9 protein-coding genes are annotated in these 12,053 nt (G+C 65.5%); 4 read left to right on the top strand and 5 right to left on the bottom strand.

The annotated features are described in order from the left end of the window. Positions 1-32: 32 nt before the first annotated feature. The 4 genes from G7Z99_RS05965 to G7Z99_RS05950 form a co-directional block, all read right to left on the bottom strand. Positions 33-1,406 (bottom strand): OprD family porin, encoded by a 1,374-nt coding sequence (locus G7Z99_RS05965; RefSeq protein WP_181092654.1) that lies wholly within the window; start codon positions 1,404-1,406, stop codon positions 33-35. 142 nt (positions 1,407-1,548) lie between these two features. Further along, on the bottom strand, positions 1,549-3,141 hold the full coding sequence (locus tag G7Z99_RS05960) for an ABC transporter substrate-binding protein (RefSeq protein ID WP_181092653.1): 1,593 nt from the start codon (positions 3,139-3,141) through the stop codon (positions 1,549-1,551). Positions 3,142-3,331: 190 nt separating this feature from the next. Continuing rightward, positions 3,332-4,957, bottom strand: a complete 1,626-nt coding sequence (locus G7Z99_RS05955) for an ABC transporter substrate-binding protein (protein ID WP_181092652.1) — start codon at positions 4,955-4,957, stop codon at positions 3,332-3,334. 307 nt (positions 4,958-5,264) lie between these two features. Next, positions 5,265-5,975 (bottom strand): SIMPL domain-containing protein, encoded by a 711-nt coding sequence (locus G7Z99_RS05950; protein WP_181092651.1) that lies wholly within the window; start codon positions 5,973-5,975, stop codon positions 5,265-5,267. 196 nt (positions 5,976-6,171) lie between these two features. On the opposite strand from G7Z99_RS05950, the gene G7Z99_RS05945 reads away from it, so the two are divergent. The 4 genes from G7Z99_RS05945 (at position 6,172) to G7Z99_RS05930 (ending at position 10,535) form a co-directional block, all read left to right on the top strand. Then, on the top strand, positions 6,172-7,428 hold the full coding sequence (locus G7Z99_RS05945) for an ATP-binding protein (RefSeq protein ID WP_181092650.1): 1,257 nt from the start codon (positions 6,172-6,174) through the stop codon (positions 7,426-7,428). Next, a complete protein-coding gene (locus tag G7Z99_RS05940; protein WP_181092649.1) occupies positions 7,428-7,988 on the top strand; it encodes a response regulator transcription factor in 561 nt (186 codons plus the stop codon). The genes G7Z99_RS05945 and G7Z99_RS05940 overlap by 1 nt, the downstream gene beginning before the upstream one ends. Before the next feature lie 196 nt (positions 7,989-8,184). Beyond that, the gene (locus G7Z99_RS05935; protein WP_181092648.1) at positions 8,185-9,126 is read left to right on the top strand and encodes an AEC family transporter; all 942 of its coding nucleotides are present in this window, start codon (positions 8,185-8,187) and stop codon (positions 9,124-9,126) included. A 53-nt stretch (positions 9,127-9,179) separates the two neighbouring features. Next, positions 9,180-10,535, top strand: a complete 1,356-nt coding sequence (locus tag G7Z99_RS05930; RefSeq protein ID WP_181092647.1) for an amino acid permease — start codon at positions 9,180-9,182, stop codon at positions 10,533-10,535. A gap of 433 nt (positions 10,536-10,968) precedes the next feature. Here G7Z99_RS05930 and G7Z99_RS05925 read toward each other — a convergent pair whose 3' ends face one another. Further along, positions 10,969-12,012, bottom strand: a complete 1,044-nt coding sequence (locus G7Z99_RS05925; protein ID WP_181092694.1) for a calcium/sodium antiporter — start codon at positions 12,010-12,012, stop codon at positions 10,969-10,971. Positions 12,013-12,053 lie beyond the last annotated feature (41 nt).

The following is a 12,053-nucleotide window of genomic DNA, read 5'->3' as shown; positions in this document are numbered from 1 at the left end:
CACGCGACGTGTGTGGCGTGACGGCGCGTGCTTCAAAGGATGTCTAAAGGAATCGTGGTCACCACGCGGAACTCGTCGAGGCTGCCGTCGGCCTGGGCCCGACTGGCGCGGTGCGCTGTGTAGGTCGCGCGCACCGTGGCGTTCTTGAGCGCACCGGATTGCACGGCGTAGGTGGCGCCTACGCTCCACTCGGCATGGTGCTCCCCGTCCAGGCCTCTGACGTCGTAGCCGGTGCCCTTGTAGTGCGTGCCGTCGATGCCCCAGCCGCGGGCGGTGTAGAGGTTGAGCTTGAGCCCGGGCACGCCATACGGCGCCATGTCCAGGGCATAGGAAAGCTGCAGCGACTTCTCGTTCGGTCCGTTGTAGTCGGAGAACAGCGAGTTGGCCAGGTAGATGCCGTTGCTCTCGTGCAGGTAGTCGAAGTATTCGTCACCCAGCACCTGCTGCCAGGCCAGGCCGAAGGTGTGGGCCTGGTAGGCCAGCGAGAAGTCCAGGCTGTAGGTGTCGTTGTCGATCGGGCCGAGCAGGCGGCGCCCTTCGTCGACCGTCTTGTAGTACTTGACGGTGGTCACCAGGCTCCAGTCCTCGCCATCGGTCAGCGAGTGGCTGGCATCGGCGTAGTACTGGTTCCAGAAGTCATCGACCTTGGCAGCGAACAGGCTGGTGTTCAGGAACGCGGAGGGGCGGTAATTGACGCCGAACAGGCTGATGCGATCGCTTTCGGCGCTGACCGCAGCGTACTCGCTGCGAAACGTGCTCAGGCTCTGCTCGGTCCGGGGCGAGACGCGATCGAAAGTACCCAGCTCGAACGACAGCTGCTCGAATTCGCTGCTGTTCAGGCTGATCCCCTGGAAGCTCGAAGGCAGCGCACGGTTGCCCAGGGTGGCCAGGACCGGCGTGTTGATCGCCTGACGCCCGGCGGTCAAGGTGGTGTTGGACGCGCGCAGCTTCACGTTGGCCAGCCCGGCCTTGCTCCACTGGTCCAGTGCCTCGCCGTTGCGATGGGTCAAGGTACGGTTGTTGGGACCGGCCACCCGGGCACGCCCGCGTTCCAGCGCCACGGCGTTGTACAGCGCCGCCTGGACCGCCACGCCCACGGTGCCTTCGGTAAAGCCCGAGCTGTAGTCGAGCACCGTGCCCTGGACCCAGTTGGTGCGCGAGTGCGTGCTCCGGCGGCTGCCGTCGCCTTGGGTGTAGCGCCACAGGGCGTCGCGCGACGAATGCTCGCGGGCATACCAGTTGCGCGTGCTGCCCGACAGGTGTTGATCGTCGAAGAAACCGCCGGCGCCTGCCTGTGCGCTGTCGGTCTTGAGGTCGAGGGGCAGGCGCGGCGTGTCGTCTGCCTGGGCCTGGCCCATGCAGGCTCCCAGGCAGAGCGCTGCCACGACCGATAGGGAATGTCTCATGTTCGAAGCTCCTTGGTGGTTCTCGTTATGTCCAGCCTGTGCAGGCCGGGGTGTTGCAGTGAAGCCAGTGCCGCCGACGGCGCCCTCCCCAGGACGCACCTTCCCCGTGGGGGCAAGGCATGCCCCCATTGGCGGAAAGGGTTTACTCGAGGTCGACGGCGAAGAAGTCGTTGCGCCCGAACGGGCTGACCTTGAACCCATGAACCCGGGTACTGAGGGGTTGGTGCACCGTGGAGTGCGCGATGGGCGTGATCGGCACGTGCTGCTTGAGCAGCCGTTGCGCCTGCTGGTAGAGCGGTGTGCGCTGCTGGCGCTCGGTGACGCTGCGCGCCTGGGTGATCAGTGCGTCGTAATCGGCGTCACACCAGCGGGCATAGTTGTTGCCACCGATCGCCGCGCAGCCGAAGAGCGTCCCGAGCCAGTTGTCCGGGTCGCCGTTGTCGCCCGTCCAACCGATCAGCGCGATGTCGTGCTCGCCGCTTTTCAGCCGCTTGACGTACTCGCCCCATTCGTAGCTGACGATGCGTACCCTGAGCCCGACCTTGGCCCAGTCCGCCTGGAGCATTTCGGCCATCAACCGGGCGTTGGGGTTGTAGGGGCGCTGCACCGGCATGGCCCACAGGGTGAACTCGCGGTCCGGCGTGATTCCGGCCTGTTCGAGCAGGGCCTTGGCCTTGGCCGGGTTGTAGGGCGCATCCTGGAGGCGGTCGTCATAGGACCACTGGGTCGGTGGCATGGCGTTGACGGCCACCTGACCCGCCTCCTGGTACACCGCATCGATGATCGCCCGCTTGTTCACGGCCATGTCCAGGGCCCGGCGCACCTGCACCTGGTCGAACGGCGCACGCTGGGTGTTGTAGGCCAGGAAGCCGAGGTTGAAGCCTGGCGCCGTCATCACCGTCACCCCTGGCGTCTGCCCGAGCGACGGCAGGTCCGCCGGGCGTGGGTTGAGGGTGACCTGGCACTCGTTGCGCTTGAGCTTCTGCAGCCGCACCGCTGGGTCGACGTTGATCGAAAACACCAGCGTGTCGACATTGCCTTGCCCGGCTTTCCAGTAGCGGGGGTTGGCCAGGTAGCGGATCTGCGCGTCCTTCTGGTAGCGCTGGAAGGCGAACGGCCCCGTGCCGATCGGCTTGTGGTTGAGGTCGCTGGGGCGGCCCGTGTGCAGCAACTGGTCGGCGTATTCGGCCGACAGGATCGAGGCGAAGCTCATGGCCAGGTTCTGCAGGAAGGCCGCGTCGACCTGGGCCAGAGTGAAGACCACCGTGTGCGGGCCGGTTTTCTCGACGCCGACGATGTTGCGGTCCAGGCCCATGCTGACGAAATACGGAAACTCCGTGGGATAGGCCTGACGGAAAGGGTGCTGTCTGTCGCGCATGCGCTCGAAGGTGAACAGCACGTCATCGGCGTCGAATGGCCGGCTGGGCGTGAAGTACGGCGTCGTGTGCCAATGCACGTCGTCGCGCAGGTGGAAGGTGTAGCGCAGGCCATCGGGCGAAATGTCCCAGCGCCGGGCCAGCGCGGGCTCGACGGCGGTACCGCCGCGCTCGAACTCTACCAGGCGGTTGTAGATCGGCTGGGCGGCGTCGTTGTCGGTGGCGGTCGTGTATTGCGCGGTGTCGAAACCGGCCGGGCTGCCTTCGGAGCAGAACACCAGGGTGCGCGCCTGGCTGGTCGACGCCTGGGTCAGCAGGGCCAGGCCGAGCAGGCAGCCGGCGAGAGGGCGAAGGTGCATGATGAGGTCATCCTTGTCGGTTCGAGGCAGCGGCCTGGCCAACTCGCGGCAGCAGGGGGCCGTTCCTGACGTTAGGGACGTCAGGAAGGCGGAGGTAGAGTCCGTTGCCTTTTCTGTCAGGGAAATTTCCCAAGCCGTTGGGAATTCGCTTTGACCGGGCCGACCGGGAGCGGTCAGGCCCGGGCGCGTGTCACGGGCGGATGCCGACCCCGTAGAACGAGTTGAGGCTGAAGGGGCTGATCTTGAAGCCCTCTACCTTGGCGCTCATCGGCTGGTACACCGTGGAGTGGGCGATCGGCGTGATCGGTACCTGCTCCTTGAGGATGTGCTGGGCCTTCTGGTACAGCTCGGTACGCTTGGCCTGGTCGGAGGTGGCCTTGGCCTGCTTGATCAGGTCGTCGTAGGGCTTGTAGCACCACTTCGAGAAGTTGTTGCCGTCGATCGCATCGCAGCCGTACAGGGTGCCCAGCCAGTTGTCCGGGTCACCGTTGTCGCCGCTCCAGCCGATCAGCATGGCGCCTTGCTCGCCGCCCTTGGAGCGCTTGATGTACTCACCCCATTCGTAGGTGACGATCTTGGCCTTGATCCCGATCTTGCTCCAGTCGGACTGAAGCATTTCGGCCATCAGCTTGGCGTTGGGGTTGTACGGGCGCTGCACCGGCATGGCCCACAAGGTGATCTCGGTGCCCTCCTTGACGCCGGCCTGCTTGAGCAGCTGGCGGGCCTTTTCCGGGTCGTACGGCGTACCCGTGATGCTGTCGTCATAGGACCACTGGGTCGGTGGCATGGCGTTGACCGCCAGCTGGCCTGCGCCCTGGTAAACGGACTCGATGATCTTCTTCTTGTCCACGGCCATGTCCAGCGCCTGGCGGACTTCCAGCTTGGCCATGGGGTTGGGCGCGTCGCTGCCCTTGATCTTGTCCATCACGTTGTAGGCGATGTAGCCCAGGTTGAAGCCTGCCTGATGCGGCATCTGCAGGTTCTTGTCGGCCTTGAGCGGCTCGATGTCGGCCGGCCGCGGGAACAGGGTGACCTGGCACTCGTTCTTCTTCAGCTTCTGCATGCGCACCGAGGCATCGGTGGTGATGGCGAAGATCAGGTTGTCGAGCTTCACGTCCTCGGGCTTCCAATACTGCTTGTTGCCCTTGTAGCGAATGGTCGAGTCCTTCTGGTATCGGCTGAACACGAACGGGCCGGTCCCGATCGGCTTCTGGTTGATGTCGGCCGGCCGGCCTTCGTCGAGCAGGCGCTGTGCGTATTCGGCGGACTGGATCGAGGCGAAGCTCATGGCCAGGTTCTGGATGAAGGCGGCATCGACCTGGGCGAGGGTGAAGCGGACCGTATGGGCGTCGAGCTTCTCGAGCTTGGCGATGTTCTTGTCCATCCCCATATCGGTGAAGTAGGGGAACTCGGTGGGGTAGGCCTTGCGGAACGGGTGCTGCTTGTCGAGCATGCGGTTGAAGGTGAACAGCACGTCGTCGGCGTCGAAGTCACGGGTCGGGGTGAAGTAGTCGGTGGTGTGGAACTTCACGCCTTCGCGCAGGTGAAAGGTATACACCAGGCCATCGTCCGAGACCTCCCAGCGGGTCGCCAGGCCCGGGATCACGGCGGTGCCACCACGCTCGAACTGGGTCAGCCGGTTGAACAGGGGTTCGGCCGACGCATCGAAGTCGGTTCCGGTGGTGTATTGCCCGGGGTCGAACCCGGCCGGGCTGCCTTCGGAGCAGAACACCAGGTTGGCGGCGGCCTGCACCGAGGAAGCGCCAGCGAGCAGGCTGGCACCGACCAGAAGCGGGATGACGGCGTGTTTGAGCATGAAGGCCTCGTTCTTGTCATAGTCGGGAGGACCGGTTCGAACACCGGTTTTTCCATACTTGGACAAGGGTCATCGAGAACGCAACCAGTGGAACGGGCCGAAGGGGACGGTTGGGAACTTGAATGCAAGTGAATGTCGCATTCATGACATTTAGTGACTTTTGGCCAGGTTTTTGGCACAAGAGTCAGCCTGTTGCAGTTATTTTGAAATAAGAAAAGCTGTAGGAGACTTCCCATATTTAGTGGGGAAATCTCCTATTTTTCAGCAGGAATGACGTGTGTTCAGACTTGGCAGGACACCATGTACGTCACGGCACCTGCACTTCGATGGTGCCGTCGGCCGTCATGTTCACTTCGCTGGTGCCGGCTTCCACATCGGGCGTCGCGGCCGAGTCGGCCGCCATGGCCTTCATGGCCATCGGCGCGCGCAGGTAAGGCTGCGGGTAGCCGGTGGTGTTGAGGTTCATGGTGACGATCTTGTAGCCCGTACCGCCCAGCGCTTCGGTGGCCATCTGCGCGCGGGCTTTGAAGGCGGCGACCGCTTCCTTGAGCAACTGGTCCTCGTTGCCCTTGCGCGTGGCCGGCGCGATGGAGAAGTCCATGCTGCCCATCTTCAGGTCCTGCAGCAGCTCGCCGGTCAGCTTGGACAGGGCAGGGAAGTCGGCGCTTTCCAGGCGCAGCTCGCCGCGCTCGCGCCAACTGGTGATCTTCTGGCCCTTGTCGTCGTAGACCGGGTAGCTGTTGCGACTGCCCTGGCTGACCTTCACGTCCTTGACCTGGCGGGCCTGCTGCAGGGCCTTGTTCAGGGTCTCGGTGATGCCCTTGGCCAGCTTGCCGGGGTCGCTGTCCTGGGCTTCGCTGTACAGGGTGACGACCATCAGGTCGCGTGGCACGTCCTTGCTGACCTCGGCGCGCAGGGAAATCTGGTTGTAGCGGGGCGCGTCCTCGGCCAGGGCGGGCAGGCTGGCCAGCAGGCCACACGACAGGATCAAGGCGGTGCCGCGACGGGACAGGTGCATGTGAAACTCCTCGAATGGGGCGTGAACAGGGTATCGTTGCACGCATGGCCGATAAGACCGGCCCGCGTGTGCTCGGTTCAGCGAGACCCTGGCCGACACTGTGACAAAGTGTGGCGCTTTGCCGCATCGCCGCCGTGGTTCGCGTCGCTTCGGTATACTCCAGCCGATTTTTCTGGAGCACTCATCAGGAGAGCTCATGCTCGCCGCTGCACACCCGCTGTCCGCCAACCGTCAGAACCTCTGGCGCCTGACCCTTATTCGCATCCTGGTGCTGGCCGCCCAGGCCGGCTCGGTGGCCGTGGCCTACTGGACCGAGCTGATGCCGCTGCCGTGGCTGTCGCTGAGCATCACCCTGGCGCTGTCCTCGCTGCTGTGTGCCTTCACCGCCTTGCGCCTGCGCCTGTCGCTGCCGGTCACCGAGCTGGAGTACGCCCTGCAGCTGGCCTGCGACCTGCTGATCCATAGCGTGCTGCTGTACTACTCGGGCGGCTCGACCAACCCGTTCGTGTCCTACTACCTGGTGCCGCTGGCCATCGCGGCCGTGACCTTGCCATGGATCTATTCGCTGGTGCTCTCGGGCATCGCGCTGGTGGCCTACAGCCTGCTGCTGGTGCAGTTCTACCCGCTCGAGCACCTGCCGCTGGCCCGCGACACCATGCAGGTCTACGGAATGTGGCTGAGTATCGCCCTGGCCGCCGCGGTGATCACGCTGTTCGCCGCGCGCATGGCCGAGGAGCTGCGCCGCCAGGAGCAGCTGCGCAGCGAGCGCCGCGAGGACAGCCTGCGTGACGAGCAATTGCTGGCCGTGGCCACCCAGGCTGCCGGTGCGGCCCATGAACTGGGCACGCCCCTGGCGACCATGAGCGTGCTGCTCAACGAAATGCGCCAGGACCATTCCGACCCGCAGTTGCTCGAAGACCTCGGCGTGCTGCAGGACCAGGTCAAGCTGTGCAAGGAGACCTTGCAGCATCTGGTGCGGGCCGCCGAAGCCAACCGTCGCATGGCCGTCGACGAGCAGCCGGTGACCGACTGGCTGCGCGAATCGCTCGACCGCTGGCACCTGATGCGCCCCGAGACCAGCTACCGCTTCCACCGCCTGCGCCCGGGCGAGGCGCCGCGCCTGACGCCGCCGCCCGACCTGACCCAGGCGTTGCTGAACCTGCTCAACAATGCCGCCGACGCCTGCCCGGACAACCTGGACGTGAGCCTGGACTGGGATGCGCATGACATCGTCATCACCATCCGTGACCACGGCCCCGGCGTGCCGCCGGCGATCGCCGAAGCCATTGGCAAGCCATTCATTACCACCAAGGGCAAGGGCTTCGGCCTGGGCCTGTTCCTGAGCAAGGCCAGCGTGACGCGTGCGGGCGGCTCGGTGAAACTCTATAGTCATGAGCAGGGTGGCACCCTGACCGAATTGCGTCTGCCTTACGGCACCCGAGGAGAACGTTGATGAGCGAAGAAAACCAGGTGGAAGTCGAAGAGCTGCCGCACCTGCTGCTGGTGGATGACGATGCTACCTTCACCCGCGTCATGGCCCGCGCCATGAGCCGCCGAGGCTTTCGCGTCAGCACTGCCGGATCGGCCGAGGAAGGCCTGGCGCTGGCCAGGAAGGATCTGCCCGAGTACGCCACGCTGGACCTGAAGATGGAAGGCGACTCGGGCCTGGTGCTGCTGCCCAAGCTGCTGGAGCTGGACCCGGAGATGCGCGTGCTGATCCTGACCGGCTACTCGAGCATCGCCACGGCGGTCGAGGCGATCAAGCGCGGCGCCTGCAACTACCTGTGCAAGCCGGCCGACGCCGACGACGTGCTGGCCGCGCTGCTGTCCACCCATGCCGACCTGGACTCGCTGGTGCCGGAGAACCCGATGTCGGTGGACCGCTTGCAGTGGGAGCACATCCAGCGCGTGCTGACCGAACACGACGGCAATATCTCGGCCACGGCCCGTGCCCTGGGCATGCACCGCCGTACCCTGCAGCGCAAGTTGCAGAAGCGCCCGGTACGGCGCTGAGTCGCCACGACCCCGTGCGGCGGCCACGGCCGCTCCGCCAGGCGCTGCCGTGGCGGGGCGGGGCAGACCCCCGTAGCCTGTCGGCCAAAAGACCGAACTGACGCAGGAATCTTCCTTTTAGTCCGGTCGTAACGGGCGCAAGGCCCTGCGGCTGACGTATGATAGGTCGCTTGTCGCTTACCGTCGGAACCGCCCCATGCTCGCCCTTCTCATCCAGATCCTGAACATCACGGCGCCCGTGTTCGCCATGCTGTTCATGGGCGTGCTGCTCAAGCGCCTGCGCGTGATCGACGACGGGTTCAACCAGGTGGCCTCCAACCTGGTGTTCAACGTCTGCATGCCGGCCCTGCTCTTTCTCGGCATCTACCACGCCGATCTGTCGGCGGCGGTGAAACCCGCCGTGCTGCTGTATTTCACCGGCATCACGCTGGCCGGCTTCCTGATCTGCTGGCTGACCGCGATCTGGCGCTGTCCGGTGGTCGATCGTGGCATCTACGTGCAAGGCGCCTTCCGGGGCAACAACGGCGTCATCGGCCTGGCCCTGGCCGCCAGCCTGTACGGCGACTACGGGATCTCGCTGGGCGCCGTGCTGGCCGGGCTGGTCATCGTGCTCTACAACACGCTGTCGGTGATCGTGCTGGCGGTCTACAGCCCCTTGCTGAAGTCCGACCCGTGGAGCATCTGCAAGGGGATCTTCAAGAACCCGCTGATCCTGTCGGTGCTGGTCGCAGTGCCGATGGCCTATGGTCAGGTCGGCCTGCCCAATTGGCTGCTGACCAGCGGCGACTACCTCGCCCAGATGACCCTGCCCCTGGCGCTGATCTGCATCGGCGGCACCTTGTCCCTGCCCGCGTTGCGTGCCAGCGGCCGCCTGGCCATCGACGTCAGCCTGCTGAAGATGGTCGGCCTGCCGCTGATCGGTACGCTCGGTGCCTGGCTGTGCGGGTTTCGCGGGGCCGAGCTGGGCATCCTCTTTCTCTACACCGGCAGCCCGACCGCTGCCGCCAGCTACGTCATGGCACGGGCGTCCGGGGGCAACCACGAGCTGGCCGCCTCGATCATCGTGATCACCACGTTGCTGGCCGCCGTGACCACCAACATCGGCCTGTTCATCCTCCAGTGGGGCGGATGGATCTAGCGTTGCCGCGCCGACACCTTCAACACCACTGCCCCCTGACCTGAGGACACTGCATGCAAGACCAGCGCACGCCCGAGCCGTTGCAACGCGGGCTGAAAAACCGTCATATCCAGTTGATCGCACTGGGGGGTGCCATCGGTACCGGGCTGTTCCTCGGGATCGCCCAGACCATCCAGCTGGCCGGGCCATCGGTGCTGCTCGGCTATGCGATCGCCGGCCTCATGGCGTTCTTCATCATGCGCCAGCTGGGCGAGATGGTCGTCGAAGAGCCGGTGGCCGGCAGCTTCAGCCACTTCGCCCACCGTTACTGGAGCGAGTTCGCAGGTTTCGTCTCGGGGTGGAACTACTGGGTCGTGTACGTGCTGGTGGGCATGGCCGAGCTGACGGCCGTGGGCATCTACGTGCAGTACTGGTGGCCCGAGTTCCCGACCTGGGCCACGGCGGCGATCTTCTTCGTGGCGATCAACCTGCTCAACCTGAGCCAGGTGAAGGTCTACGGCGAACTGGAGTTCTGGTTCGCCCTGGTCAAGGTCGTGGCCATCGTCGGCATGATCGGCTTTGGCGCCTGGCTGCTCGCCAGCGGCCACGGCGGCCCGGATGCCGCAGTTGCCAACCTGTGGCAGTACGGTGGTTTCTTCCCCAACGGCGTGACCGGGCTGGTGATGGCCCTGGCGGTGATCATGTTCTCGTTCGGCGGGCTGGAGCTGGTGGGCATCACCGCCGCCGAGGCGGACGATCCACGGCACAGCATTCCCAAAGCCACCAACCAGGTGGTCTACCGCATCCTGATCTTCTACATCGGCGCACTGGCCGTGCTGTTGGCACTGTACCCGTGGCAGAAGGTGGTGCAGGGGGGCAGCCCGTTCGTGATGATCTTCCACGCGCTGGACAGCAACCTGGTGGCCACGGTGCTGAACGTCGTGGTGCTGACAGCGGCGCTGTCGGTGTACAACAGCTGCGTCTATTGCAACAGCCGCATGCTGTTCGGCCTGGCCAGCCAGGGGGATGCGCCACGGGTGCTGACCACCGTCAACCGCCGTGGCGTACCGCTGGTGGCGCTGGGCGTGTCGGCGCTGGCGACCGGGCTGTGCGTCGTGATCAATTACCTCATGCCGGGTGAAGCATTCGGCCTGTTGATGGCCCTGGCGGTGTCGGCGTTGGTGATCAACTGGGCCAGCATCAGCATCACCCACCTGAAGTTCCGCAAGGCCAGCGTGGCCGCGGGCAAGGTGCCGTTCTACCGCAGCTGGGGCGCACCGGTGACCAACTACCTGTGCCTGGCGTTCATCGTGCTGATCTTGGTGGTGATGTACCTGACGCCGCCGATCCGCATCTCGGTGCTGCTGATTCCGGCCTGGATCGCGGTGCTGTGGGTGGCGTTCCGCCTGAAGAAGCGTCGGCAGGGCTGACAAAGGGCAGGTAGCGTTCTGCGTTGTCCTGTGCTTTACGCGGTGACGGGTTTTGTGGGCCGCAGGACCCAATCGCGGCCGGTCCGGCGCCCCGGCAGGGGCCGCTCACACCCCCGGCCACACCTCGATGAAGCAGAGTATTGCAGTCTGTGCGGGAGATTCTAAGGTTTCTGCCAGTGCTAATGTGGGCCCTGTCGGGCCCAATCGCGGCCGGTCCGGCGCCCCGGCAGGGGCCGCTCCTACACCCCTAGCCCCACCGCAGTGTTGCAGATTATCGCGGTCACCTGTGGGAGCGGCCCCCGTGCCGCGATTGGGCCCGCAGGGCCCATAAAATCAGCCACGCCCGGCGTCAGGCCAACCTGTACTCACAACAGCGCCATGCTTGTGTACGGTCTTGTCCTGAAGGACGGCGTGTCAGCCCTCACGCCTCTTATCAATGCTGCCGACGCCACGCCCGCACCGTCGTCACCGTCAACCCCACGGCCAGCACCGGCAGCACGTAGTGCAGCATCAACTGCTCCACCCGGCCTGCCAGCGGCATCCCGGTGGTGAAGCTGACCACGTGCAGCCCATACGCCAGGTACAGGCACAGCAGCACCAGCCCCTCCACCCGCGTGATGCGATACCCCGAATAGAACACGGGCAGGCTCAGCAGCGCGACGCCACACATCACCGGCAGGTCGAAGTCCAGGGCGTTGGGCGAGATCGACAGCGCCTGGGGGGCCGTGACGGCCGTCAGCCCCAGCACGGCCAGCAGGTTGAACAGGTTGCTGCCGATCACCGTGCCGACGGCGATGTCGCGCTCACCACGCAACGCGGCGATCGATGCCGCTGCCAGCTCGGGCAGCGACGTGCAGACCGCGACCACGGTCAGGCCGATGACCCGCTCGGACAGGCCCAGGTCGGTGGCGACTTCCACGGCCGCCTCCAGCAGAAAGTGCCCTGCCACGCTGAGCAGCACCAGGCCCAGCAGGACCTGCGCACAGGTCAGCATCCAGAACCGCCCCCGGTGAGGGCTGGCGGCGGCGGGGGCGGGGTAGATGCGGGCATAATGGCGCGACTGATGCCAGAGCATGCCCAGGTAGGCCAGCAGCCCCAGCAACAGGAGCGCGCCGTCCAGCCGTCCCAGCTCGCGGTCCAGGGCCAGCAGCGCCACCAGGACACTGGCGCCGATCATCAGTGGCAGGTCCAGGCGCACCAGTTGCCGCGACACCCGCAGCGGCACGATCAGCGCCGCCAGGCCCAGCACCACCAGCACGTTGAAGATGTTGCTGCCGATCACGCTGCCCACCGCGACGTCCGGCGCGCCCTGGTAGGCGGCCTGCAGGCTGACGGTCAGTTGCGGCGCGGTGCTGCCGAAGGCCACCAGGCTCAGGCCGATCACCAAGGGGCGCACGTGCAGGCGCAGGGCCAGGCGCACCGCGGCCCGGACCAGCAGTTCGGCGCCCAGCACCAGGAACGCCAGGCCGATGCCCAGTTGCAGGAGGCTGAGGGTGGGAAGGTTGGCCAGGTTGTGAA

Source organism: Pseudomonas entomophila, from assembly GCF_013523165.1.
Classification (GTDB): domain Bacteria; phylum Pseudomonadota; class Gammaproteobacteria; order Pseudomonadales; family Pseudomonadaceae; genus Aquipseudomonas; species Aquipseudomonas entomophila_A.
Note: the sequence above shows the minus strand (reverse complement) of the source record. Positions and strands in the feature narration are given on the sequence as shown.